The organism is Pantoea sp. Ae19-2 (assembly GCF_059801205.1).
Window position 1 is genome coordinate 67,320 of the sequence record NZ_JBCHWE010000001.1, and the last position, 24,366, is coordinate 91,685.

Annotated in this window: 21 protein-coding genes and 1 pseudogene; 13 read left to right on the plus strand and 9 right to left on the minus strand. The window is 56.9% G+C overall.

Annotated features, from left to right (window positions below):
- Positions 1-38 precede the first annotated feature (38 nt).
- Positions 39-1,535 (minus strand): PTS transporter subunit EIIC, encoded by a 1,497-nt coding sequence (locus tag AAIE03_RS00325; RefSeq protein ID WP_498562684.1) that lies wholly within the window; start codon positions 1,533-1,535, stop codon positions 39-41.
- Positions 1,536-1,950: 415 nt separating this feature from the next.
- Between AAIE03_RS00325 and exbB the strand changes: the two genes are divergently transcribed.
- From exbB to AAIE03_RS00340, 3 genes are all read left to right on the plus strand, one after another.
- Positions 1,951-2,676 (plus strand): tol-pal system-associated acyl-CoA thioesterase, encoded by a 726-nt coding sequence (exbB, locus tag AAIE03_RS00330; RefSeq protein ID WP_014594615.1) that lies wholly within the window; start codon positions 1,951-1,953, stop codon positions 2,674-2,676.
- A 5-nt stretch (positions 2,677-2,681) separates the two neighbouring features.
- Positions 2,682-3,104: a TonB system transport protein ExbD gene (exbD, locus tag AAIE03_RS00335; protein ID WP_013027206.1), complete on the plus strand. Its 423-nt coding sequence runs from the start codon at positions 2,682-2,684 to the stop codon at positions 3,102-3,104.
- Between the two features lie 319 nt (positions 3,105-3,423).
- Positions 3,424-4,746, plus strand: a complete 1,323-nt coding sequence (locus AAIE03_RS00340; protein ID WP_014594614.1) for an MFS transporter — start codon at positions 3,424-3,426, stop codon at positions 4,744-4,746.
- Here the strand turns inward: AAIE03_RS00340 and AAIE03_RS00345 are convergent.
- Genes AAIE03_RS00345 through AAIE03_RS00365 form a run of 5 tightly spaced genes read right to left on the minus strand, consistent with a single transcriptional unit; the run spans position 4,743 to position 9,996 of the window.
- A complete protein-coding gene (locus AAIE03_RS00345; RefSeq protein ID WP_022623171.1) occupies positions 4,743-5,714 on the minus strand; it encodes a Csu type fimbrial protein in 972 nt (323 codons plus the stop codon). The two genes, AAIE03_RS00340 and AAIE03_RS00345, sit on opposite strands and share 4 nt — an antisense overlap.
- The gene (locus AAIE03_RS00350) at positions 5,711-8,155 is read right to left on the minus strand and encodes a fimbria/pilus outer membrane usher protein (RefSeq protein WP_483630171.1); all 2,445 of its coding nucleotides are present in this window, start codon (positions 8,153-8,155) and stop codon (positions 5,711-5,713) included. Before AAIE03_RS00350 ends, AAIE03_RS00345 begins: the two co-directional genes overlap by 4 nt.
- A gap of 6 nt (positions 8,156-8,161) precedes the next feature.
- Positions 8,162-8,860: a fimbrial biogenesis chaperone gene (locus AAIE03_RS00355; RefSeq protein WP_014594611.1), complete on the minus strand. Its 699-nt coding sequence runs from the start codon at positions 8,858-8,860 to the stop codon at positions 8,162-8,164.
- A 23-nt stretch (positions 8,861-8,883) separates the two neighbouring features.
- On the minus strand, positions 8,884-9,405 hold the full coding sequence (locus tag AAIE03_RS00360) for a Csu type fimbrial protein (RefSeq protein WP_013027201.1): 522 nt from the start codon (positions 9,403-9,405) through the stop codon (positions 8,884-8,886).
- 24 nt (positions 9,406-9,429) lie between these two features.
- Positions 9,430-9,996: a spore coat protein U domain-containing protein gene (locus AAIE03_RS00365; protein ID WP_014594610.1), complete on the minus strand. Its 567-nt coding sequence runs from the start codon at positions 9,994-9,996 to the stop codon at positions 9,430-9,432.
- A 695-nt stretch (positions 9,997-10,691) separates the two neighbouring features.
- On the opposite strand from AAIE03_RS00365, the gene AAIE03_RS00370 reads away from it, so the two are divergent.
- Together AAIE03_RS00370 and AAIE03_RS00375 are read left to right on the plus strand one after the other, a co-directional pair.
- Positions 10,692-12,788: a putative bifunctional diguanylate cyclase/phosphodiesterase gene (locus AAIE03_RS00370; protein WP_022623167.1), complete on the plus strand. Its 2,097-nt coding sequence runs from the start codon at positions 10,692-10,694 to the stop codon at positions 12,786-12,788.
- Between the two features lie 70 nt (positions 12,789-12,858).
- Complete coding sequence (locus AAIE03_RS00375) at positions 12,859-14,262, plus strand: aminotransferase-like domain-containing protein (protein WP_014605049.1); 1,404 nt, start codon at positions 12,859-12,861, stop codon at positions 14,260-14,262.
- Here AAIE03_RS00375 and AAIE03_RS00380 read toward each other — a convergent pair.
- The 3 genes from AAIE03_RS00380 to AAIE03_RS00390 all read right to left on the minus strand — a co-directional run bounded on the left by AAIE03_RS00380 (position 14,259) and on the right by AAIE03_RS00390 (position 16,277).
- Positions 14,259-14,741 carry a YlaC family protein gene (locus AAIE03_RS00380; protein ID WP_064372760.1) on the minus strand — a complete coding sequence of 161 codons (483 nt, stop codon included), beginning with the start codon at positions 14,739-14,741 and terminating at the stop codon, positions 14,259-14,261. The two genes, AAIE03_RS00375 and AAIE03_RS00380, sit on opposite strands and share 4 nt — an antisense overlap.
- Before the next feature lie 76 nt (positions 14,742-14,817).
- Positions 14,818-15,984, minus strand: a complete 1,167-nt coding sequence (locus AAIE03_RS00385; RefSeq protein WP_013027197.1) for an amidohydrolase — start codon at positions 15,982-15,984, stop codon at positions 14,818-14,820.
- Positions 15,985-16,037: 53 nt separating this feature from the next.
- On the minus strand, positions 16,038-16,277 hold the full coding sequence (locus AAIE03_RS00390; protein ID WP_022623165.1) for a hypothetical protein: 240 nt from the start codon (positions 16,275-16,277) through the stop codon (positions 16,038-16,040).
- Positions 16,278-16,572: 295 nt separating this feature from the next.
- Here AAIE03_RS00390 and AAIE03_RS00395 point away from each other — a divergent pair, with 295 nt between their 5' ends.
- From AAIE03_RS00395 to AAIE03_RS00430, 8 genes and pseudogenes are all read left to right on the plus strand, one after another.
- Positions 16,573-17,574: an LLM class flavin-dependent oxidoreductase gene (locus AAIE03_RS00395; protein ID WP_498562685.1), complete on the plus strand. Its 1,002-nt coding sequence runs from the start codon at positions 16,573-16,575 to the stop codon at positions 17,572-17,574.
- Between the two features lie 26 nt (positions 17,575-17,600).
- Positions 17,601-18,755, plus strand: a complete 1,155-nt coding sequence (locus AAIE03_RS00400; protein ID WP_014605053.1) for an amidohydrolase — start codon at positions 17,601-17,603, stop codon at positions 18,753-18,755.
- A gap of 76 nt (positions 18,756-18,831) precedes the next feature.
- A complete protein-coding gene (locus tag AAIE03_RS00405; RefSeq protein WP_498562686.1) occupies positions 18,832-20,145 on the plus strand; it encodes an LLM class flavin-dependent oxidoreductase in 1,314 nt (437 codons plus the stop codon).
- A gap of 11 nt (positions 20,146-20,156) precedes the next feature.
- Positions 20,157-21,095 (plus strand): ABC transporter substrate-binding protein, encoded by a 939-nt coding sequence (locus tag AAIE03_RS00410; RefSeq protein WP_014594604.1) that lies wholly within the window; start codon positions 20,157-20,159, stop codon positions 21,093-21,095.
- A 10-nt stretch (positions 21,096-21,105) separates the two neighbouring features.
- Complete coding sequence (locus AAIE03_RS00415) at positions 21,106-21,618, plus strand: GNAT family N-acetyltransferase (protein WP_019104821.1); 513 nt, start codon at positions 21,106-21,108, stop codon at positions 21,616-21,618.
- A gap of 9 nt (positions 21,619-21,627) precedes the next feature.
- Positions 21,628-22,554, plus strand: a complete 927-nt coding sequence (locus AAIE03_RS00420) for an amino acid ABC transporter permease (RefSeq protein WP_019104820.1) — start codon at positions 21,628-21,630, stop codon at positions 22,552-22,554.
- Positions 22,538-23,332 carry an amino acid ABC transporter ATP-binding protein gene (locus AAIE03_RS00425; protein WP_015699521.1) on the plus strand — a complete coding sequence of 265 codons (795 nt, stop codon included), beginning with the start codon at positions 22,538-22,540 and terminating at the stop codon, positions 23,330-23,332. The genes AAIE03_RS00420 and AAIE03_RS00425 overlap by 17 nt, the downstream gene beginning before the upstream one ends.
- 9 nt (positions 23,333-23,341) lie before the next feature.
- Positions 23,342-24,237: pseudogene (locus tag AAIE03_RS00430) on the plus strand (ABC transporter substrate-binding protein).
- Positions 24,238-24,366 lie beyond the last annotated feature (129 nt).

Consider the following 24,366-nt stretch of genomic DNA (forward strand, 5'->3'; position numbering starts at 1 on the left):
ATCGCCTTGCCCGCCATCGTCAGAAAGCCAGGCCTGCATCAGCCTGTCATCCCGGACAGCGTCTGGGCAATAAATTGCGCTCTGGCGCCAAAAATAATTTGTATACCGTTATCGCCGACAAAAACCACGCCGCGTGCGCCAAGATTATTCAGCCCTTCACGGTCAACGTCATGGCTGTTGACGACTTCAAGCCGTAAGCGCGTGATACAGGCGCCCACCGAGCGGATGTTTTTCTCACCTCCCAGCAGGACGATGATTTCGCTAGCCAGCTCTGCATCGGTTTTGTCATCGGTCGTCGCCGTGACGTCCGTTCGTCCCGGTGTTTTTACATTAAACCGACGAATAACGAAGCGGAAGGTGAAATAGTAAATCAATGCCATCGGTACGCCCACGATAACCGCGCTGAGATAGTGAGTCTGGTAACCGTTGAGCGAGGGCACAATGCCAAAGCTAATGTAGTCAATCAATCCGGCGGAAAAAGATTTAGCGATATGGGCATGCAGTAAATACATGGTCATATAGGCCAGGCCCGCCATGATGGCATTAAAGATATAAAGCAGGGGTGCGACAAAGATAAAGGTAAACTCCACTGGCTCGGTGATGCCGGTCAAAAAGCAGGTCAACGCCGCTGAAAACAGGATACCGAACGCGATCTTTTTATTCCTGGTATGGGCTTCGTGGTACATCGCCAGACAGGCGGCAGGCAGGGCGAAAAGCATAAGCGGATACTCACCTTGCATAAACTTGCCCGCATTTTGGTAGCCGTTGCTGCTAAAGGATTTCACGCCTTCCTCCAGCATTTTGAACCAGATGGTTTGATCGCCATGAATCACCTGGCCGGTTTTGGTGACGTAATCACCGAAGGAGTACCAGAACGAGGGATACCAGATGTGGTGCAGGCCAAGCGGGATCAGGGCGCGCTCCACCAGCCCAAAAATAAAGGTGGAGGCCGCCTGATTATCGCCGTTGACGATCACCGAAAGCGCATCGATGCCCGCCTGAATATGTTGCCAGACATAGGGCATCAGCAGGCCGAGCAGAAAGGATAAAAATGCCGTCGCAATGGCAACAAAACGCTTACCCGAGAAGAAACCCAGGAACTCAGGGAGCTGCAGGGTATGGAAGCGGTTGTAGCACCAGGCGGCGAGAATGCCGCAGATAAGGCCGCCGAATACGCCCATCTGTAGAGTCGGAATGCCGACGACCATGGCATATTTTCCTCCCTGGGCCGCCATTTCCGGAGTGATATGCAGCATGGTGCCAATGGTGATGTTGGTGACAAAGACGGAAACCGCGGCGGAAAGTGCGGCTATCCCGGATTCGGCGGCCAGTCCCACAGCCGAGCCAATCGCAAACAGCATCGGCAGGTTATCAAAAATCACCCCTCCGGCGTTCATCATCAGCGGTAACTCGAACTTATTACCAAATGCCAGGAGTAAGCCAGCGGCAGGCAGCAACGAAATAGGCAGCATGAGCGCCCGACCAATCATTGATAACTTCGATAACGATTTAACCAAACCTGATAGCAGTGTCATACCGAGTTTTCCCGATGTTGCGCCCCTATTGGCGTTTTTATTGTAAGTAGAACGTTTTAGTAGAACGTTCTACTTATCCTGCTGTAGGCGGTTTTTAGCTGCAACATAATTTTCACATTCATCGAAACGAAAAAGTTATTTTATGAGAGCGATCGCTAATTAACCGTTTTGGGGCAGGATGCCGCCAACAGGGGCGAAACGATCAACGCCAGGCATCCCGACAGGATTGGACTAAAGAAACGGCAGGGCAGACGCGGCGTATTCAGGTGCTGGCTCACCGTCATCAGTGGCTGCAAGATTGTAAATACTAATGAGAACCACTATCAATTCGATTGTTTTTTGCTATCATCGGCACTTCATTCCGCACCCATGTAGTAGATGAAGTTGGAGAAGCAGCGTGGTAGCCAGTGACTTAATGCAAGCAGACCTTTCCGTATGGGGCATGTACCAGCATGCCGATATCGTGGTAAAGGTGGTCATGATTGGTCTGTTATTGGCCTCGGTCGTGACCTGGGCAATTTTCTTCGGTAAATATGCTGAGCTGAGCGCGGCCAAACGTCGCCTCAAGCGCGAGCAGCTGGCGTTAGGTGAAGCCCGCAACCTGAATGATGCCGCGCGCGCTGCCCAGCAGTTCAAAACCGCCAGCCACAGCGCGGTACTTCTTAACGATGCGCAAAATGAGCTGGAACTTTCTGCTGGCGTTGAAGATACCGCCGGGATCAAAGAGCGTACCGCTTTCCGTCTTGAACGTCGGGTGGCTGCCTTCTGCCGTCACGCAGGCCGCGGTAACGGTTTCCTGGCCACGATTGGTTCGGTCGCGCCGTTTGTCGGCCTGTTCGGAACCGTCTGGGGCATCATGAACAGCTTCATTGGTATCGCCAAAACGCAAACCACGAATCTTGCCGTGGTTGCCCCCGGCATTGCCGAAGCCTTGCTGGCTACCGCTATTGGCCTGGTCGCCGCCATTCCGGCCGTGGTGATCTACAACGTGTTTGCCCGCATGATCGCCAACTACAAAGCCTCGCTGGGCGATGTGGCCGCGCAAATCATGCTGCTGCAAAGCCGCGATATCGACCTGGGAAACCTGGCCCAGCCTGACGTTAACCGCCCGGCAGCCGCACAAAAACTGCGTCTGGGGTAAGCGTTATGGCGATGCGATTAAACGACCAGGCCGAAACAGATGGCGAAATGCACGAAATCAACGTCACGCCGTTTATCGACGTGATGCTGGTGTTGTTGATCATCTTTATGGTTGCAGCGCCGCTGGCGACCGTTGATGTCCGTGTTAACCTTCCGGCTTCCACCAGTGCGCCCCAACCGCGTCCGGAAAAACCGGTTTACCTTTCGATCAAAGCCGACAAGCAGTTGTACGTGGGTAACGAGGTGGTGAATAAAGCGTCGTTGATCAACGTGCTGACCCAGCAGACGGAAGGCAACAAGGACACTACGATCTTCTTCCAGGCGGACAAGTCTGTCGATTATGAAACCCTGATGAGCGTGATGGACGAACTGCGCACGGCCGGGTATTTAAAAATTGGCTTGATGGGAATGGAAACGGTCAAGAAATAGCGATTGGAGCCGGTCGGGCTTTCCCGCTCAACGCTCAACGCATTCAGCCAACATTCGGGGCCTTCAGGCGTGGTAAACGCGCCTCGTCAATACGCTATCACGGCTAAAAAGCGCGCATTCCGCCGCGCTTTTTTTATGTCTGTTTTCACAGAATCTTCTTCTGCTCATTCCGCCTGATAACAGGCAAAGATGCTGCCGTAACTCTCCTGTTAATTTCTTGTTACGGAAACTTATAGACTTGTAAACTGCAATGGTGATCGGTGTCACATTAATCTGGCTTGTCGCAGGCTAAAACGGATAAAAAACCAAGGAAGCCGTGATGAACCCGAGTGAAACTTTACAAAAGCCGCCTGCCAGCGCGGCCAGAACCATTTTCAACGTTACCAGTGGTAACTTCCTTGAGATGTACGATTTCATGGTGTTTGGCTACTACGCCACGGCCATCGCCAAAACCTTCTTTCCCGGTGACGATCCGTTCTCTTCCCTGATGCTGACGTTGATGACCTTCGGTGCGGGCTTCCTGATGCGTCCGCTGGGGGCCATTATTCTGGGGGCTTACATCGACCACCATGGTCGTCGCAAAGGGCTGCTGTTAACGCTTGGCCTGATGGCGCTGGGCACGCTCACGATTGCACTGGTACCGGGTTATGCCACGCTGGGCGCGGCGGCACCGGTTCTGATTCTGCTGGGGCGTTTGCTGCAGGGCTTTTCAGCCGGTGTGGAACTGGGTGGCGTGTCGGTCTATCTGGCCGAAGTCGCACCGAAAGGTCGCAAAGGCTTCTTTGTCAGCTGGCAATCCGGAAGTCAGCAGATTGCGGTGATATTCGCTGCGCTGCTGGGACTGGGCCTGAACCATCTGCTTTCTCATGATGACGTCACCGAGTGGGGCTGGCGCATTCCCTTCGTGGTGGGCTGCCTGATCGTGCCCTTCCTGTTTTATATCCGCCGTATGCTGGAAGAAACCGAAGCCTTCAGTCAGCGTAAACACCACCCGGCCATGACCGAAATTATGCGTTCGGTGGCCAGCAACTGGGCGCTGGTGCTGGCAGGTATGCTGATGGTCGTCACTACCACCGTGATGTTCTATATGATTACCGCCTTTACGCCCACCTTCGGCAAAACGGTGTTGATGATGAGCGACACCCAGGCGTTTATGGTGACGCTGTTTGTCGGGATTTCGAACCTGTTCTGGCTACCGGTGATGGGCGCGCTCTCCGATCGCATTGGTCGTCGCCCGCTGCTGCTGACGTTTACCGTGCTGATGATTGCCACCGCCTGGCCGGTGCTGCACTGGATGGTGGGCTCGCCCAGCTTCGCGCATCTGGTCGAGGCGGAATTATGGCTCTCCTTTCTCTACGCAAGCTATAACGGCGCCATGGTGGTTTATCTGGCGGAAATTATGCCAGCGGAAGTGCGCGCCGCGGGCTTCTCTATGGCCTACAGCCTGGCAACGGCGCTGTTTGGCGGCTTTACGCCAGCAGTATCCAGCTATCTGATTCACGCCACAGGTGACAAGGCGATGCCGGGCGTGTGGCTGACCTTTGCGGCCGTCTGTGGCCTGTTTGGTACGCTGCTCATTGGTCGCATGGTTAAGCAGTATCGCGCTCGTCACGGCAGCACGCCGGTCAGCACATCCCTTTAAAACGCAATATCCACCACCACGCTGTCGCTGTAGTTTCCCGCAGGCGGCGTGTTTTGTGTGGTGAGGACGCGCGCAGTGTAGTTATAGCTGCGCGACAGTCCATCGGTGCTGACGGTATTGGCCGCCGCACTGCCTACCCGTTCTGTGCCACTCGGCCCCCAGCGATCGCTACTGGTTCCTTTGTAGATTTCGTAACTCAAACGGTTGGTTCCGCTCGCCATATTCCGCACGCTGCCTGATGCGTTGTTGCCATTGCTTAAGCCCACGGTATAGGTACTGCCTTTACTGCATAACACACTGATTGTTTGCGAAATTGCCCCAAAGCTGGCGACCAGCGGCGCGCTGCCAAAGCTAATGTTGGGGGCGGTAATCGCTGTACAGTCATTGCTCAGAACGACGGTCACGGTAATGGGGATCACGCCGCTGCCGGTCTGCGGGGTCAGACAAGCGCCCAGGGCGGAAACAGAGGTGCAGATGTTATAGGTGACGGTCATGTTCAGGGTGAGCGTATAGCTGCCCGCCGCCACGGTTTGCCCGGCGACGGTGCGTAAATACACCGGAATCGCGAAGTTCAGGCTGCCGAGTAATCCCGCCAGGTTGATCAATGTGGCCGAGTTATACACAAAAGCCGATCCGCCAATGGTCAGCTCATTTGCGCAGGCGCTGTCGGTACACAGCCGCACCGGAATATTGTCGCTACCGGTATCGCCGCTTCGCTTGAGCGTGCCGCGCGTGCCGTTGGTGTTGCTGGCGCTGGTCAGCTGAAACGTAATCTGATTATTACTCAGCAGAGTCAGGGCCGTGCCTGATCCGCAGTTAACGTTAGCGTTGGTGGAGGTCGTGCTGACGCTGTTATTAGCAACAAACGTGGTTTGTGTGCCAAAGCTGGCGCTGGACGCGGGAAGGGTACAGGCGGCATAGCCCAGCGAGGGTAGCAGCAGCAGGCAAAGCAGCATCAGGTTTTTCATGGTGTTATTCCGGCTGTCGCGTTTTCGGGGTTGGGTACCGGTGCGCCGTCGGGCAGCGGCGGCAGGGGACAGGTCAGCGGACCGTAGGTTTTCAATGCCTGCGGCTGGCCACCCGCCAGGGTCAGTTCGGTTTTACAGGTTCGGCCGTCAGGCGCGATGACCTTAATTGGGTTGTGTTCGCTGAGATCGTCCAGCCAGGCGATACCGTCCCAGCCAACGTAGCCCGTTGCCTGGCCGGGACGGATCACCTGGCTGGATACCGGCAACGGCTGGTTATGGCTGTCATACAGAATCACGCTGGCGGCGCGTAAACGCTCAACCGGAAAATTCAGCAAAAATCCACTCTGGCGCTTCACGGCAAAACGCTGCTCGACTTTGGGCGTGGTCATGTCGGCGGGCAGGTCGAGCGTATCGATATCGTATTTGGCCGCGTAATAGCTGCTGATGGAGGGCACCAGCAGATAGCCCTTGCTGTCGGTACGTCCCATCGACTGGTTTTCATAGCGGACATTGACGTCCGGGTAGTTGGTTTTCACCACCACAAAGGCATCATTGATCGTGTTTGCGGCAAAGACCTGGTTATCCATTAACACCAGCGCGCCAGATAAATCTGCCCACTGCGTAGTGTTGTCATCATCCCCGTAGAATCCGCCAGACGTATCGATTTTATTGTTACGGTAGCGCAGGCTGCCCTGCCGGTAATCACCGCTATTCCCGCCCTGGTTCGCCCAGGAGGCGTCCCAGGCAAAACCGCCGTCGCTGGGCATGGCGCGGGACAGATAAGCCCGTTGATTGTGTCGACCTTGCTGATCGCGCTCAACGCTCAGTGAGGCATTGCTGTTTTCACCAAACGGAATCACCAGCGAGACGGCGCCGCTCCATTCGCCCTGTTGCCTGTCACGGCTGGCGGAAACGTACAGGCTGGCATTGCCCCACAGGTTTTTACTCCAGGAGAGGTTCCACAGGCTGGTGCGCTGGTTATCGCCGCCGGAAATATCAATATAGGCTGCACCCAGGCTGCCATAACGGTTGAGCGATATGCTGGCGCTGTACTGCGCCGTTCGCCGCGCCAGGCTGTAACGGTAATCCGAACCGCCGTTGCGCTGGTTGCTCAGCAGGGCCAGATTACCAAAGCCGGCATTGCGCACCTGGTGCTGCGTACCCAGGCTAAAGCGACTGTTGTTGTACTGATAGCCCCAGCTGTACTGCGCGCCAGACTGCCCGTCCATTTGACTCTGCGCGGCTGCGCCGTTGATCACGCCCCAACTGCCCACTTTAAACTGCGCGCCTGCTCCGCCCATGCCCAGGTGGTTACTGCCCTCCCCATGGGTTTCCAGGGTGAGCCAGTCTGTCATGCCATAGCGCCATGAGCCGCTCATCGCCGCCGCACCGTAATCCGCGTTTTTAATGCCGTAGTTTTGTCGCATCGCACCGGCGGAAAAGGCGTAATCGGACAGGCCAGGCTTAAGCAGATTACTGGAAACATAAAACGGCAGCGTGGTGACCACCTGACGCCCGACGGCATCCGTGGTGGTAATCACCGCGTTGCCCGCGCCGTTTACAAAGGGCACGTTCGTGAGCGACCAGGGACCGGGCTGAACGTTGGCCTGAGTGGAGCGGTAGCCGTTAACAAACAGATCGACCGTTGAGGGCACCGCCGCCTGACCGGAAAACGCGGGCAGGGGATAGGTCACCAGATCCGGACGTACGCTGAAGTCCCGCGCAACCTGAATGCCGCCAAGCCGGACGCTGCTGGTCCATGCCAGCGCATCGGTCGTGAGGTCGCCGACCCGCCAGCTCAGGATGGCGTTTTCGTTTTCATTGCTCCACCAGGTGTCGTAGCGGATATAGCCATCATCCTGGTAGCGATTTTGTCCTTCCAGCTGCTGTTGCCAGACGCCGTTGCTGGAGATGTGTCCGGCATCACCAAACAGGCGCAGTTCGTTCCAGGCCGCCAGACGTGTACCCGCAACGTCGGTGCGCGTGGCGTAGAGATCGTAATTTATCAGCGCCCCAGGGCTGACGCGTCCGGGAAAGCGCGGTCCGGTGTTGCTCTCACCAATCGTCTGTTCGGGCAGCCAGCCGGGCGGTACCGTCAGCAGCAGACGCTGGCGACGATCGTCATAGTCCACTTTCACCTCTGCGAGCTGATTGACATCAACCTGTTGTTGTCCCTGATACTTTTCCGGCGGGATCCCCGCACGCTGCAGATCGCCAGCCCGCACCAGAAAGTGACCGTTTTGTTGCTCTACCGGCACGATATCGCCCCGTGCCTGCTGATTCACCACCAGCTCTAACATGTAGCGCTGACCGGCGGCGCTGTTGTCCACGGCGGGCGGCGGCGGGAGCGACGTAAAGGTTTCAGCCCAGACAGAACCGGGTGTCAGGCAGCACAGCCCCGCGATAGCCAGCGCAGCGGGATGCGGCGAAAACGACATCATTACACTTTACTGAGCCGCAGCGCTGCGCCACTGCCCGTGGTTGGTTTCTGCGCGCAGTTCACCGCTGACCGCGGCTCTCAGAGGAAAACGCTGGGTGCTGTTAGCCAGCACATAACCGTAAAGTCCGTTTCCGAGTCGCTGACCGCCCACGGTGACATTACTGAGACGTGCGTGGCCGTTACCGCGATTAGTCAGCTCCAGATAACGCTGACCGCCAGTGTTGACCTGGCGCCAGCTCAGTACAGACCTGGCGTCATCGCGAACCAGTCCGTTGCCGTAGACAAACAGGGGAACCGAATAGCGCATCTGAAAATTCAGTCCGGCCTGATTATCGCCGACCGACCGTGGGGTGGGGATCTCATCCAGCACGACGCGGTAGGCCATCTCTTTACCTGCCACGGGCGGGACTTGTTTAATCAGGCGAACGAGCTGCTTTTGCCCGGGTTCGATGCGTATCAGCGGCGGGCTGGCGACAACCTGCTGCTGGGTCTGATACTGCTCCTGATTGTGCGTCTGCTGCCAGGCGAAGATGCGCACCTGCATCAGGGTGGTGCTGCTGCCACGGTTTTCCAGCCACAGCTCGCTGGCTTTTTCCTCCGGGTTAATCGCCGGATCGATAGGCCAAATCATGACGGAGTTAGCGCCCTGAGCCTGAGGCAACAGCAGGAATGTGAACAGAAAAAACAGGGCGCGCAGGGATGGCATGGTAAAGCTCCTTTGTCCTTTTATCACCAGGTCAGCGTGACGCTGAGGGTGTCCGAATAAACCCCGGCGCGCGTCGGGCCGGGTAACTGCAGCGAGCCATATATCGGTAACGTGATGTTATTCGCATTGCTGTAGCTCAACGGCACTGCCGTGTTCACCGGAATCGGCGTGGTACGTGCAGCATTGCTGTAGAGGTAATAGGGAACCGTGTTGGTGTTGTTAGCCAGCTTCAAATTACGGGTCGAGGTATAGTTACTGCCGCCATTGATGGTCATGCTCAGCGTGGTGCCCGGTGTGCAGGCAAGGTTAATCGTGGAACTTTGTACATAGCTGGCGCTAACGCTGTTCGTGGCCAGCCCCGACTGGGTACCAAAATTAAGCGTGCCAAAGATCCCCGTATTCGTGCCTGAGACCACGCAACCCGCAACGATTGACGCTGACACCTGGAATGTGGTGGAGCTGGTCGTGATGCCCCACCCATTACCACTCACCCACAGCAGCAGCCCGCCAACGGTGACCGAAACAGGTGACCACTTTGCCGTCATCTGTCGCTACTCAAACACGAGCACTCAATAGTTCACGGCGACGTTAATCGTATCGGTGTAAGTCCCGGCCGGTATCACAGGGTTAAAGCCGCCGCCCACGACGCGCCCGTAGATGGCGTAATTGGTACCAAGCGTCGGATCGGTGGTGCCGCTGGGCGCAATATTGGTGTTATTTGCGATGGCGGTGCTAAAGGAGGCGTCGCTATAGAGGGTATAAGCGATGCCCTGGGTATTATCCGCCCCCAGCACCAGGTAGCGTGGAGCGGATGACACGGTGCCGTAGACGGTTCCCGGTGCCGCATTGCTGCTGGTCACCTGGACGTTAAAGGTTTGACCGGTTGTGCAGCGCACGTAGATACCGTTACCCGCCGCGCCCACTAAGGTGGCATTCAGGGTATCGAAGGTCGCGGCACTGCTGCCAAAGTTTAACGAACCGAAATTTACGCCAGTGGTGGCGGACTGCCCGTTCACCAGACAACCCGTGGTTAATGTTAGCGTCGCGTTAATCGCACCCGTGGTGGTGGCAGCAAACGTCGCGGAAGGCAGCGCCGTAGTCAACCCGACAACGAACAGAAAAAGCTTGAATTTCATAACCATTCCTTACCGATTATTGAGGATCAGTGCTTTTTCACCTGATGGCGTAATACAAAAAAACCAGAAAAATTAGAATCTTGCTGTAAGTTATTAGCATCCTGCCAGCGTTTTTGACGATGACCGCGTCATCGGATTGAACGTTTTATATTAGTTTTTTTTACTATACATCAGCTTATGCGCTGTGGCGAAACTCCGCGTAAAAATTTTTATTATTTTGTTACATTAGCCCCCTTCATCTGCCTCGCCCGTTAATGCATGAAAATAAAAAAGGCGAAACTGCCGGCCCTCTATCCCACTTTCGGTTTCGATGATATGTTTTCGCACCGGTCTGAAACGCTCACCGAAACGCTTCGGTTACGGGCGAACGTCAAGGAAAGTATTGGGGTGTTTTCGCCTGTTAAGTTCTTGAAAAAGTCTCGTTTTTAGGTGGCTCTATGTCACTGAGACGCATGGGCGGATAGCGGAGAAGGGAAAGCGGCACCCCAGCCGTCCGGGCAAAATCGCGCTGCATGACTATCATGTATTTTGCCTGTAATGAGGATTGATTGATCCTGACGCTCGGAAGCATCGATATCTTCTATTAAAAAAGCCTAAGTTAGTATTTTTCTGCGCCGATAAACGGTAAACAAGGCAAAAGATCTTTTTCAACTCCATTATTACAGCTGCGTATTCGGCGCTGTTCGGAAAACCCTATGTTAGTGGCCTCTTATAACGCATTTATTGTCGTCATTTCGGTATTGGTGGCGATGCTGGCTTCATTTACTGCGCTGGATATGGCGGGACGCGTGGCGACCTCAACCGGTAAAGTGGCGCTCGTATGGCTGCTTGGCGGCGGCTTTGCCATGGGCATCGGCATTTGGGCAATGCACTTCATCGGCATGCTGTCTATGGATCTGGACATGATGATGAGTTACGACGCCCGGCTGACGGCGCTGTCTGCCGGTATTGCGGTGTGCGCCTCAATATTCGCGCTGTGGCTGGTCTGTCATGGGGAGTTGCCCCTGCCGCGCTTAGCCGGCGGAGCCATCGTGCTGGGCTCGGGCATTGTAGCCATGCACTATACCGGCATGGCCGCGCTGATGCTGTCGCAGGGGATCGTCTGGAACTGGGGCTGGGTGCTGATATCGGTGATCATTGCGCTGGCTGCCTCCGTTGCCGCACTGTGGCTGGCATTTAAACTACGGGAAGGGCATGAGGGACGCGTCGCGACTCTGCGAGTGTGCGCCTCGGTGGTGATGGGCGCCGCGATTGCCGGCATGCACTACACCGGCATGATGGCGGCTGAATTCCCTGCGGGCAGCCATAGCATGGACGCTGGCGTTAACAGCAACTGGTTAGCCATGGTTGTGACCGTGGTGACCCTTGCCATTCTCGGCATTACGCTACTGGTTTCCATGCTGGATGCGCGTATGCAGGCCCGAACGTCGATCCTGGCCAGTTCGCTGGCGGAAGCCAATCGTGAGCTGGCACAGCTGGCGCTGCACGATAACCTGACCCGACTGCCCAACCGTATCCTGTTGGAAGATCGTCTTGAACAGGCCATTAACAAAGCCAACCGGGAGTGCAGTCAGTTTGCCCTGATGTTCATGGATCTTGATGGGTTTAAAGCGGTAAACGATGCTTTTGGTCACCATATTGGCGACAGTCTGCTGATCAGCGTGACGGAAAGGATGAGTGAGCAGATGAAAGGCTACTACACCCTGGCGCGGCTGGGTGGCGATGAGTTTGTTCTGCTGATTGAAATTACCGAACCGAACGATGCGGCAGCGGTGGCCGATCAACTGGTGAAAGCCATCGATCGCCCGTTCTCCATTTCCCGTTACGATCTGGTGGTGTCGTTAAGCATTGGTATCGTGGTGTATCCCGGCGATGGCGAGGATGAACGCGAGCTAATGTTTAATGCCGATGCTGCGATGTATCACACTAAAAACAACGGTCGAAACGGTTACACCTTCTTCCAGCCGTCCATGAATATCCTGGCGCAGAGCCAGCTACAGCTTAATAACGACCTGTGGCATGCGCTGGATAACGATGAGCTGCGCCTGTATTACCAGCCAAAATTCTGTGCCCCGCATGGCCCGATTCTGGGCTTCGAGGCGCTGCTGCGCTGGCAGCATCCAAGGCACGGCTTACTGTCGCCGGACTGCTTTCTGCCGATGGCGGAAAAAACCGGCATGATAGTCAATATTGGTAACTGGGTAATTAATGAGGCCTGCCGCCAACTGCACCAGTGGCACCTGCAGGGCCATCCTGAGTGGTCGGTGGCGGTAAACCTGTCGGCGATGCAGTTTGAGCAGAGTAACCTGGTCGATACCGTTAAGCAGGCGCTGGCGCTGCACCATATTCCGGCCGCGCAGTTAACGCTGGAGGTGACCGAAACCACGGCCATGCGCAATCCTGACGATAGTGTGCGCATTCTGACCGAACTCACCGAACTGGGCGTCAAAGCGTCTATCGATGACTTTGGTACTGGCTATTCCAGCCTGCTGTATCTCAAACGTCTGCCGGCCAGCGAGCTGAAAATCGATCGGGCCTTCGTGAACGAACTTCAGCATCAGTCAGAAGATGCCACCATTGTGTCGGCGATCGTTGCGCTGGCGCAGTCACTGCATTTAAAAGTGGTAGCCGAAGGCGTCGAAACGCCTGAACAGCAGGCGTTTCTTACCGATCTTGGCTGCAACACTCTGCAGGGATATCTGCTCGGTCGCCCCCTTCCACCGGAGCGGATTGAAGAGATGGACGTGTTTGCCCGCGCAGAAACAGACAAACCCGCTGAACTGGAGTGTTAGCGCCACGGCTTTTTTTGTTACAGATGTTCAACATGCTAAAGTGACGCCTCAGCATCAGGAGCAACATGCCGTGGCGAAATATCAGCGATTAATGGACGACATTCAGCAGCAAATAGAAGCCGGTATCTGGCCCCCAGGCACCCGACTGCCTTCGCTGCGCCAGCAGGTCGCCCGGCAGGGGGTGAGCCTGATGACCGTGCTGCATGCCTATGAATTGCTGGAAAGTCAGGGATGGATCGTCTCGCGTCCGCAGTCCGGCTATTACGTGGCGCCGCGGGCGCTGGCGGCCGCGCCGCTCAGCGTGGCCATTAGCGAGCGGGTAGATATCAACGACTTTGTCTTCGACATCCTGCAGGCCACGCGCGATCCGGCCATCGTGCCCTTTGGTTCAGCGTTTCCCGATCCGGCTTTGTTTCCCCAGCGCCAGCTTATGCGCTCGCTGGCGAACGTTTCCCATCAGCTGACGCCTACCGATGCGTTACATAACCTGCCGCCTGGCAATGCGACGCTGCGCCAGCTGCTGGCCCAGCGCTACGCCCGCCAGGGCATGACCTTATCGCCCGATGAAATCGTCATCACCAGCGGTGCGCTGGAGGCGCTGAACCTCAGTCTGCAGTCCCTGACCGAACCCGGCGACTATGTCGTGATTGAGCAGCCCAGCTTTTATGGCGCACTCCAGGCGATTGAACGGCTTAAGCTCAAGGCGCTGGCTATTCCGAGCGATGCCCAGAACGGCATTGATTTACAGCAGCTTGAGGATGCGCTTCAGCGCTGGCCGGTGAAGGCCTGCTGGCTGATGACGACCTTGCAAAATCCGTTAGGCGTTACCTTGACGCCCGCGCGTAAACAGCAGCTGGTGGCGTTACTGGCCCGTCATCAGGTGCCGCTTATTGAAGACGATGTGTACGCAGAGCTGTGGGACGAACGCGCACCGCCCCTGCCGGCCAAAGCCTGGGACCGCGAGGGCAACGTGCTGCACTGTGGATCATTTTCAAAATCACTGGTGGCGGGATTTCGGGTGGGTTGGGTGGCGGCAGGTCAGCATGCACAGCGCATCCAACGTCTTCAGCTGATGAGCACGCTTTCTACCAGCGCACCGATGCAGCTGGCGCTGGCCGATTTTCTGGCAACCCGCCGCTACGATAACCATCTGAAACGGCTGCGGCAAAGCCTGGTCAAACGCCAGCAGCTGGCCCGCCAGGCACTGATAAAGGTTCTGCCTGCGCAGTCAACGGTAAGTGAGGCGGCGGGGGGATATTTTTTGTGGGTCACGCTGCCGGACAGCATCAACACCACGCAGCTTTACCAGCGGGCGCTGGCGAAAGGCATCAGTATTGCGCCGGGGCAGATGTTTGCTGCAGGTGAACAGTTCAGCCACTGTTTCCGGCTCAACACCGCCTGGCCCTGGGATTCACGGGCCGAGGCGGCAGTCGTTACGCTGGGTGAAATCATGGCGGAAATGGCCGGCGATTAAACCTGCGCGGCCTGGCGATGTCCCCATGTCAGGTAGTAAACGTCGTAAAAGTCCACTTCGCCTTTCTGTTTCAGCAAACGATCAATCCCTGTTTTCACGCGCTCTGGCGCATCTGGTAAAGACATAATGCGCGAGATCGCCTGTTCAGGCACCGGCTGCACGTAATACCATTCGCCGTTGTAGCAAACCCGCAGGTCCAGCGCATCGATATCTTCGAAGCGGTATTTGGGATTGATGTCCAGCAACATCAGAAAGCTCATCACCAGCACAAAAGCGGTGGCAAACCAAAACGCCGGCCAGCCCAGCATCTCAGTGGAAAAAATCAAAGCCACGCACAGGCCGTAGCACAGGTACATCACCGCCCACAGCCCGGGATGCTTTTTCAAAAAAGAGAAGCTGAAACGCGGCAGGTTATCGCGGCGTTCTTCACGGTTGAGCGTATTAATTTCATCGATCAAGATCTGTTTAATGGCGTCCATCGTTCCCCTCACTTTCAACTGATAGCAATTAGAACAGATAACAGTCAAGCCGTTCAGACACAGATGACGCCATTTTTTATATAACAGTTTCGCTTTCACGCACGGACTGTGCCGCCACGATGTTCAGGGCGCGCGGTGCCAACTGGGTGAAATAGTCGACAGCAGGCCGCAACAGTGCCTCATCGGGATTAAAGGCTGGATGATGCAGGCCAAACGCGCTGGCACTGCCGATATTCACAAAGGCGCCCGGTACCTGCTGCAGATAAAAAGCAAAATCTTCCCCGCCCATCAGTGGCGTTGCAGCCTCTTCCGCGCAATAGCCGCTTTGGGCGGCCTGGTCCAGCGCAACCTCTGCCCATTCTGGCGTATTGATCAGGGCAGGCGGCCCTGCTATCCACTCCAGTTCTGCCCGCGCGCCGAAGCCTGCTGCGAGGCCCTGAATCAGCGTGGTCATACGCTCAGGTATCTGCTGACGTAGCGCTGCATTATGGGTGCGGACCGTGCCTTCCAGCTCTACCTGCTGCGGGAGGACATTCCAGGTGTTCCCCGCCGTAAAACGCGTGACGCTCAAAACGACTGTGTCCAGAGCGCTAAACACCCGCGCAGGCAGCGTCTGTAGGGCGGTGACGATGTGGCTTGCAATGACGATAGCGTCAATCCCCTCCTGAGGCCGTGCGGCATGGGCGCCCTTGCCGTGCACCCGAATCGTAAAGCGGTCAACGTTGGCGTAAAACGCGCCTGGCCGGGTTCGCAGCGTGCCCAGCGGCAAATCGGGCGCGTTATGCATGCCGAAGATGGCCTTTACGCCGTTCAGCGCGCCTGCGGCAAGCAGCTGGCTGGCCCCTTCAAACGTCTCTTCTGCGGGCTGAAAAAGAAGCCGCACGCGGCCCGGCAGCGTGGCTTCGCGTTGCTTAAGCTGATGTGCCACGCCGAGCATCACCGCGGTATGAATATCGTGCCCGCAGGCGTGCATTACGCCTGACCGCTGGGATTGCCAGGGTACGTTCACCCCTTCATCGATGGGAAGGGCATCAATGTCGGCGCGAAAGGCGATCAACGGTTCTCCCTGGCCGATTTCCGCCACCACGCCGGTCTTCAACGGCAGGGGCAGCAAACGAATGTCACCCTGCTTTAACCAGCGTGTAATACGTTCCGTGGTGGCAAACTCCTGATGAGAGAGTTCGGGATGCTGGTGCAATTCCCGACGCCACTGCACCAGCTGTTCCGTTAATAATGACGTCATGAGTCTCCTTATTTAAACAGGCCAACGCCTTATCTGAGGCTGCTGACGGGTGATTAAAGATGATTCGGTTGCCAGGGGTAATCGCGTAATAACGTCGGGGCGTTTTCATGGGTAAATAAAACCGGCACACCGGCAGGTTGATTATTATCTCGCGACACATGATGGCGGGGGGATAACGCGCTGTCAGAGGCTGAGCCCGCCCGCGCCGTCTGCGCTTTTACTGCGCTGTGCTGGCAGTCTGAACCCTGTTTACCTGAAAAGAGACGGTGTAATAACATGCTGAATTTTGCCATGCTTTTTTTGCCCTGAGATCGTGAGTTTGATGAATCATCATCAGGCGAGATCTTTCGCGGATAAAATAAGGAATTAATCAAAGCTTAGTTAAAATACGCAAATGGTGATTGAGCGATTTTTTACTCTTCTCCGCGATCATGTTTTACGCGCGGAAATAATAATCTCCTCGGTTGATTACTTTATTATTTAAATTCTATTGCCGTTTTTTAACTTCATATTCTCATATTTATTGTTTTACGAAATATATCCTCATCGCCACACTGGCCCATAACGGAAATGAGTGAGGACAGGTGAATGGCATATCAGTTAAGTCTGTTAGACAAAGCCCCCGTAGCGGAAGGTGAAACACCGGCGGCGTCGCTCCAGCGCACGTTGCAGCTGGCGAAACAGGCTGAAAAATGGGGCTATCACCGCTTTTGGCTGGCTGAACACCACAATATTGAGCAGCTGGCGAGCCCGTCACCTGAGGTGTTGATCGCCTGGCTGGTGGCGCAAACTCAACATATTCGTATCGGCTCTGGCGGGGTGATGCTGCAGCACTACAGCCCCTACAAAGTGGCAGAAAACTTTAATTTACTGGCGTCGCTGGCGCCGGGAAGGATCGATCTGGGCATCGGTAAAGCACCGGGAGGCCTGCCGCTTTCAACTCGGGCACTGCAGCTTGGGGTCCATCAGGACGAAAAGGGCAGTTTTGACGAACAGCTTACGCAACTGGACAGCTGGCTGAAGCCTGAGACAGGACCGCGGGACGAGGACGAAGCCGTGCGCGCGACGCCGTTACCGGCCCTTCCGGCACAGCGTTTTCTGTTAGGCGGGAGCGAAGAGAGTGCACGGCTGGCGGCCCGGCTGGGCTGGCAGTTCGTGTTTGCCGCGCATATCAACGGCGATCGTCAGCTTCTGGCGCGATCTCTGCGGGCCTATTCACAACAGGCTCAGGGCAAACGGGCGCTGGTGGCGGTGCAGGTGGTCGTAGCTGACTCGCCCGCCGAGGCCGAGCTGCTGGTGGCCGATCTCAGGCATTTTCACGTGCAGGTCAAAAACGGGCCAGGCGTGAACGTCGCCAGCCTGGAACAGGCGGAGCGTTATGTTCGTCAGGGCGGCTTTACGGACTACCTGATTGAGCCTCGTACGCCGTCCCTGTTGAAAGGCACCGCTTCACAGGTCCACGCCCAACTGGAGGCCCTGCAGCGCAACTTCAGCATTGACGAGTTTGTTATCGACACGCCGATTGCCGATCCCCGCGCGCGTTACCGATCGCTGGAGCTACTGGCCACCCATCAGTGGGTCGCCGCCTGAGCACGATGTGTTAGCCGAGGTAAACCATGAGTCTGAACGAAGCACAGTTAATTGAATGGCGACGTGAATTACATACCTGGCCTGAACTCTCCGGCCAGGAGTTTGCGACGACCGCGCGGTTACGCCAGTGGCTTCAGAATGCCGGCATTCGCTTGCTGGATTATCCACTGGAAACCGGCGTGGTCGCGGAAATCGGCAGCGGTGAAAACCTGATTGCACTGCGTGCCGATATTGATGCGCTGCCTATCCACGAGGCCAGCGGCGTCAGTTTTCACTCTCGCCAGCCGGGAGTCATGCACGCCTGCGGCCACGATTTACACAGTGCCGTGATGCTTGGGGCGGCGCTCGAACTGCAGGCTCAGCAACATCAGCTTCGTGGACGGGTGCGTATTTTATTTCAGCCAGCCGAAGAGATTGCGTGCGGTGCCAGGCAGTTTATTCAGGCTGGCGTGCTGGATCAGGTACAGGCCATTTTTGGCATGCATAACGAGCCAGGCTTGCCGAGCGGGACCTTCGCCACGCGTGGCGGGGCGTTTTATGCCAATGCCGACAAGTTTGTTATCCACGTGACAGGTAAGGGCGCGCACGCTGCGCATCCCGAGCAGGGCGTTGATGCCATCGTGGTCGCCAGCCAGATCATTCAGGCACTGCAGGCGCTGACCAGTCGCAGCTTTAATGCGCTCGATAGCCTGGTACTCAGTATCACCCGCGTTGACGGCGGCAAGACCTGGAACGTGCTGCCGGAAACGGTGGAGTTTGGCGGTACGGCCCGCACCCACGATCTGCAACTACGGGCGGAACTGGAAAAACGTGTTCGCACGCTGGTGGAGAACATCGCCCTGGCGAATGGCGCTCAGGCCAGTCTGCACTGGCATGCCGGACCGCCCGTACTGGTTAACGACGCGAACTGGGCGCAGTTCAGCAGTGAGGTGGCTCGCCAGGTAGGCTATCAGGTTCAGACTGCCGATCTACACCTGGGTGGGGAAGATTTCGCCTTCTACCTCCAGCAGGTGCCGGGCGCGTTTGTCAGCATTGGCAGCGCCAGCGACTTTGGCCTGCATCATGCCGGTTTCACCCCCGACGAATCTTCGATAGCGCCTGCCGCTCACTATTTTGCGCAACTCGCCCGGCAGGCATTGCACCATCTTCACGACCGATGTCGTGAACCCGCCCTGAATTGATTTCAACCGCCTGAAGTGCCTGTGTGGCTGTCCCGGACAGCTGCCTGGCATCCTGATGCACAAAAGAGAGCACATCATGACCACAAGACAGCTTCGACTGGGTACCATTCTGCATGGCGCCTCTGGAAACATGTCGGCCTGGCGCCACCCGGCAGCCCAGGCAGATGCCAGCATTAACCTTGACTACGCGAAAAAAATCGCGCGTAAAGCGGAGCAGGGCAAACTGGATTTTCTGTTTGTCGCCGACGGCTTATTTATCAACGAAAAATCGATTCCCCACTTTCTGAACCGGTTCGAACCCTTAACGCTGCTGTCGGCTCTGGCTGGCGTCACCGAACATCTGGGGCTGGTAGGCACCGTCTCCACCTCATATAGCGAGCCCTTTACCGTGGCGCGCCAGTTCGCCAGCCTGGATCACCTGAGCGGCGGACGTGCGGGCTGGAACGTGGTCACTTCTCCGCTGGAAGGGTCGGCGAAGAACTTTTCTCGCCAGCAGCACCTTGAACATGCCTTGCGTTACCGTATTGCCGACGAATATCTGCAGGTGGTGAAAGGGCTGTGGGATTCATGGGAACAGGATGCCTTTGTTCGCAATAAAGAGAGTGGTCAGTTTTTCGATCCCGCGAAGCTGCACACGCTTAACCATCACGGCGACTTCTTTCAGGTGCAGGGACCGCTCAATATTTCCCGCACGCCGCAGGGCCGACCGGTCATTTTTCAGGCAGGTGCCTCGGAGGACGGCAAAAAGCTGGCGGCGCGTCATGCCGATGCCATTTTTACGCATCAGCCAACGCGAGAAGAAGCCCAGGCTTTTTACCGGGATGTTAAAGCGCAATTGGTGAAAAACGGCCGTCAGCCACAGGATCTGCATATTTTTCAGGGCGTAAGCGTGATTGTCGGCAGAGATGCAGAGGAGGTGGAGCAGCAATATCAAACCACCGCCGCGCTGGTTTCCATCCAGGATGCGCTCAACTATCTCGGTCGCTTCTTCGACCATCACGATTTTTCACAGTATCCACTCGATGCGCCTTTTCCCGATCTCGGTGATATTGGCCAGAACAGTTTCCGCAGTACCACCGACGAGATTAAACGCAAAGCCCGCGAGCAGGGGCACACGCTGCGTCAGGCGGCGCTGGAAGCGGCCACGCCACGTCCGCTGTTTCATGGCACGCCGGAGCAGGTCGCCGACGGCCTGCAACTGTGGTTTGAAAGCCAGGCGGCAGACGGTTTCATCATCAACGGCGGTACGCCTGATACCTTTGAGCGTTTTGTTGACCAGGTGGTGCCCGTCTTGCAGGCGCGCGGGTTAGCGCGACGTGACTACCCGGGCCGAACGCTGCGTGACAGCTTTGCGTTGCCACAGCCGGTTAATCAATTCACCTCACAATAAGAGCCTTTGCTATGCATAAAACGAGTTTTATCGCCTTGCTGATGCTTAGCGTCAGCGGTGGCAGCCTGGCGGAAAGCACCAGCGTCGCCGTAAATGGCCAGCGCGTCAGTCTTGAGGCCAACAAAGCCCCGATCCACACGCCGAAAAATGCCAGCGCGGTGGCGCAGCTGCCCGCCAACTATCATTTTGCCGTACCGGGCGCGTTGACCGTGGCGGTAGCGGCGCTGAATTCCCCGCCGCTCACTGTTTTTTCGGATGACAATAAAACGCTGCTGGGTAGCGAAGTCGATATCGCCAGGCTGGTGGCCGACAGCCTGGGGCTGAGGCTCAACGTGGTGCCGGCCTCCTGGGAAGACTGGCCGCTCGGCGTGGCCTCGGGAAAATATGATGCCGCCATTACCAACATCACCGTGACGAAGGCGCGCAAAGAGAAGTTTGATTTTGCGACCTACCGTAAAGACTCGCTGGGGTTTTACGTCAAAACCAGCAGCCCAATCCAGTCGCTGACTAAAGCCGAGGATATTGCCGGACTGCGCATCATTGTGGGTTCTGGAACCAATCAGGAGGCGATTTTACTCGCCTGGGATAAAGAAAATCAGGCCAGGGGCCTTAAGCCTTTCACGCCGATTTACACCAAAGATGACGCCGCCCAGACGCTGGCGCTGCAGGCCGGACGAGCGGATGCGTACTTTGGCCCTAACGTGATCGGTGCCTGGAAAGCCGCGCTCAACGGCAAAACCCGCCTGGTCGGCAGCGTTGATGGGGGCTGGCCGAAAGCCGCGCACATTGCCGTCACGGTAAAAAAAGGCAGTGGGTTAGCTGAACCGATCAGCACCGCCCTGAACGGCGTCATTCAAAATGGTGACTATCAGAAGGTGCTGGATCGCTGGGGCGAGGGCGTTGAACGCATCGACCATTCCGAGATTAATCCACCGGGTCTGGGTGACTAAGGAGCGCATGATGAGTGAACTGCAATTCCGCGAGCTGTCACCGGATGCGCCCGAGCTGGTGCCCATCCTGACCGGTTTATTCGGTGAATATGCGGCCCGCTATGGCGATTATTTCAGCCGCCATCAGGAACAGGAGCAGGCCGAATGGTATCTGCCGCCGCACGGCTTATTTATTGTGCTGGAGCGCGACGGCGAGATTATCGCCATGGGCGCGTACAAACCTTACGACGCGCACACGGCAGAGCTGAAGCGCATCTGGACGCGTGGCGACCTGCGTCGTCAGGGGCTGGCGCTGGTGGTGCTAAAAGAGCTGGAGCGACGGGCGCTGCGCGCCGGTTATCAGCGCCTGTTTCTGACCACCGGTTTCCGCCAGCCCGAGGCGGTGCGCTTATATACCGGCCACGGCTATGAGCCGCAGTTCGATCTGAGTGGCGATCTGGAGCGTTTCGGACAGCCACCGCACGATGGACGCTTGCGCTTCATCAAAGTCATCGACGTGCCCAGCGTTGCGCAGGCAAGTTAAGGAGCGAGCATGCGTCATCAACAACAACTTCATGTGGTGCCTGCCCGCTATCCCGCCCGCACCCTGGGCGCTGTGGTAGCGCTGTTTATCCTGGCGGGCGTGGTGCAGTCGGTAGCGTTTAATCCACGCTGGGAATGGGGCGTGTTTGCCCGCTGGTTCTTTGATCCGGTAATTTTACATGGCCTGGGGCAAACGCTGCTGTTGACCCTGCTGGGCACGGTGTTCAGCCTGCTGTTCGGTGGCGTACTGGCGCTGGCGCGGCTCTCGTCGTCCTGGCTGTTAAGCAGCCTGGCATGGGGATACATCTGGCTGTTTCGATCGCTGCCGCTGATCGTGGTGCTGATCATTCTCTACAACTTCTCCTATCTCTATGACACGCTCTCTCTTGGCGTGCCTTTTACCTCGCTGTCATGGGGCCATTTTCAGACCATCAACGTGCTGGGCCAGTTTCCCGCGGCGGTGATTGGTCTGACGCTGGTACAGGCAGCCTACAGTGCAGAGATCATTCGCGGCGGCTTTCTGGGTGTCGATCATGGTCAGGTGGAAGCGGCTTCCGCCCTCGGGCTGTCCGCGTCGCGTCGCACCTTTCGCATCATTCTGCCTCAGGCGTTACGCGCCATTATTCCGACTGCATTTAACGAGATTATCAGCCTCGCGAAGGGCACGGCGATGGTCTATGTACTGGCGATGCCGGAACTGTTTTACACCATCCAGATGATCTACAACCGCAACCAGGAAGTGATCCCGTTACTGATGGTCGGCGCGGCCTGGTATCTGATTATCACCACCGTCCTGTCAGTGATTCAGCACAGCGTTGAGCGCTGGCTGGCTCGCAGCGTCAGCCGTGAACCCAAACCGTCGCGCTGGCGACAATGGCGCACTCGCGTCGCACCGCTTAATCCTGTTGAGGAGATCGGCCATGTCCGAAGCCATTGATTACCGCTTATCCCCTACCACCGGAGCCATCAGCATTACCGGCGTCAGCAAACGTTTCGGCAGGCTCAAGGCGCTGGACAACGTCTCGCTGGATCTGGCACCCGGTTCCGTTACGGTGATTCTGGGGCCATCAGGATCGGGAAAATCGACGCTGCTGCGCACCATTAACCACCTGGAACGCGTGGATGAAGGGTTTATCCAGATTGACGGCGATTACATTGGTTATCAGCGTCGGGGTGACAGGCTATATGAGCTGAAGGAGCGGGCGATTCTGCGTCAGCGCATTAACGTGGGCTATGTCTTTCAGAACTTCAATCTGTTTCCCCATCTTACGGTACTGCAAAATTTAATCGAAGCGCCCATCGCGCACCGTCAGCTCTCGAAGCGTGAAGCGATAATCCGTGCCGGTGAGCTACTGGATATCGTCGGCCTGCGTCATAAGGCCGATGCGTGGCCCCGGCATCTCTCTGGCGGGCAGCAGCAGCGCATTGCCATTGCCCGGGCTTTGATGCTGCAACCCCGGGTGATGCTGTTTGATGAGCCAACCTCGGCGCTGGATCCGGAACTGGTCGGCGAAGTGCTGGACGTGATTAAAAAGCTGGCCCGATCGGGCACCACGCTGGTCATCGTGACACACGAAGTGGGATTTGCCCGCGAGGTAGCTGACAACGTGGTGTTTATGGTGGACGGAAAAATTGTCGAGCAGGGCAGCAGTAGCCAGGTGTTAAACCACCCACGACATGAGAGAACGCGCCGCTTTCTGGCGCGCGTACTCTAAGGGGCCAGAATGAGATATGCCTGTGTGACGCTGTGCGCGCTGCTGGTGAGCGGCGCGGTTTTTGCCGAGGAAAAACCGGATGTCGCCCGAAATGAACAGCCGATTCACGCGTCGGTGAACCCTGAGGCGGTTAAAAAAATTCCGGCGGATTTTCATTTTGTTGAGCCTGGCACCTTAACGGTAGCGACTTCAGCCACTCACTCACCGCCGCTGGCGCTGCTGGCGGCGGATAACGTGACCCGCATTGGCAGCGATCCGGATATTGCCCGCCTGCTGGCGGACAGCCTCGGGCTGAAACTTAAACTGGTACCGGCTTCCTGGGAGGACTGGCCGCTGGGGATCAGTGCCGGGCGCTATGACGTGGCCATGTTTAATATCGCGGTGACCGAAGAGCGGAAAAAGAAGTTTGATTTTGCGACCTATCGGGCCGATAACCACGCCTTTGCCGTCAAGGCGGACAGTCCGATCAGCGCGATAACTTCTCCGCCAGACGTGGCGGGCAAACGCATCATCGTGGCCTCCGGCACCAATCAGGAACGTATTTTACTCAGTTGGGACGCACAGAACCGGGCGAAAGGATTGCCACCGGTCACGCCTACCTGACCGACGATGCCTCGGCCACGCTGTATCTGCTTTCAGGGCGGGCAGATGCGATGTTTGGTCCGCACGCCGTGGCGGCCTGGAAGGTGGCGTCACGCGGCCAGACGAAATTAGTCGGCGAGGGGCCCTACCGCGCCTGGGTAGCGGTGACCACGAAAAAAGGCAATGGCCTGGCCGCGGCGCTGCAAACCGCGCTGGATGGCACTATTGCCGGCGGGCAGTATCGCCAGGTGTTACAACGCTGGGGCGAGCAGGATGAGGCGATTACCCATTCGATGGTTAATCCACCCGGGATTATTTACTGAGTAAAACGAGCCAGCCAGGCGCTTCCGTTAAGGCCCATGAACGTGCACCGACCCGTCAGCTCTGGCGGGTTTTTTTATTTCCTTGCAACAGCCCGCGCAGCAGATCGGGGCGGTGTCATCGGCCCGTCA

Excerpts from the sequence above, each read along its gene's own strand:
- AAIE03_RS00390 (WP_022623165.1), bottom strand. The coding sequence starts at position 16,277 with ATGGCAAAATTCAGCATGTTATTACACCGTCTCTTTTCAGGTAAACAG.
- AAIE03_RS00405 (WP_498562686.1), top strand. The coding sequence starts at position 18,832 with ATGACCACAAGACAGCTTCGACTGGGTACCATTCTGCATGGCGCCTCT.
- AAIE03_RS00380 (WP_064372760.1), bottom strand. The coding sequence starts at position 14,741 with ATGGACGCCATTAAACAGATCTTGATCGATGAAATTAATACGCTCAAC.
- AAIE03_RS00395 (WP_498562685.1), top strand. The coding sequence starts at position 16,573 with ATGGCATATCAGTTAAGTCTGTTAGACAAAGCCCCCGTAGCGGAAGGT.
- AAIE03_RS00340 (WP_014594614.1), top strand. The coding sequence starts at position 3,424 with ATGAACCCGAGTGAAACTTTACAAAAGCCGCCTGCCAGCGCGGCCAGA.
- AAIE03_RS00350 (WP_483630171.1), bottom strand. The coding sequence starts at position 8,155 with ATGATGTCGTTTTCGCCGCATCCCGCTGCGCTGGCTATCGCGGGGCTG.
- AAIE03_RS00420 (WP_019104820.1), top strand. The coding sequence starts at position 21,628 with ATGCGTCATCAACAACAACTTCATGTGGTGCCTGCCCGCTATCCCGCC.
- AAIE03_RS00410 (WP_014594604.1), top strand. The coding sequence starts at position 20,157 with ATGCATAAAACGAGTTTTATCGCCTTGCTGATGCTTAGCGTCAGCGGT.
- AAIE03_RS00360 (WP_013027201.1), bottom strand. The coding sequence starts at position 9,405 with ATGACGGCAAAGTGGTCACCTGTTTCGGTCACCGTTGGCGGGCTGCTG.
- exbD (WP_013027206.1), top strand. The coding sequence starts at position 2,682 with ATGGCGATGCGATTAAACGACCAGGCCGAAACAGATGGCGAAATGCAC.
- AAIE03_RS00345 (WP_022623171.1), bottom strand. The coding sequence starts at position 5,714 with ATGAAAAACCTGATGCTGCTTTGCCTGCTGCTGCTACCCTCGCTGGGC.
- AAIE03_RS00425 (WP_015699521.1), top strand. The coding sequence starts at position 22,538 with ATGTCCGAAGCCATTGATTACCGCTTATCCCCTACCACCGGAGCCATC.
- AAIE03_RS00365 (WP_014594610.1), bottom strand. The coding sequence starts at position 9,996 with ATGAAATTCAAGCTTTTTCTGTTCGTTGTCGGGTTGACTACGGCGCTG.
- AAIE03_RS00355 (WP_014594611.1), bottom strand. The coding sequence starts at position 8,860 with ATGCCATCCCTGCGCGCCCTGTTTTTTCTGTTCACATTCCTGCTGTTG.
- exbB (WP_014594615.1), top strand. The coding sequence starts at position 1,951 with ATGCAAGCAGACCTTTCCGTATGGGGCATGTACCAGCATGCCGATATC.
- AAIE03_RS00415 (WP_019104821.1), top strand. The coding sequence starts at position 21,106 with ATGAGTGAACTGCAATTCCGCGAGCTGTCACCGGATGCGCCCGAGCTG.
- AAIE03_RS00400 (WP_014605053.1), top strand. The coding sequence starts at position 17,601 with ATGAGTCTGAACGAAGCACAGTTAATTGAATGGCGACGTGAATTACAT.
- AAIE03_RS00370 (WP_022623167.1), top strand. The coding sequence starts at position 10,692 with ATGTTAGTGGCCTCTTATAACGCATTTATTGTCGTCATTTCGGTATTG.
- AAIE03_RS00385 (WP_013027197.1), bottom strand. The coding sequence starts at position 15,984 with ATGACGTCATTATTAACGGAACAGCTGGTGCAGTGGCGTCGGGAATTG.
- AAIE03_RS00325 (WP_498562684.1), bottom strand. The coding sequence starts at position 1,535 with ATGACACTGCTATCAGGTTTGGTTAAATCGTTATCGAAGTTATCAATG.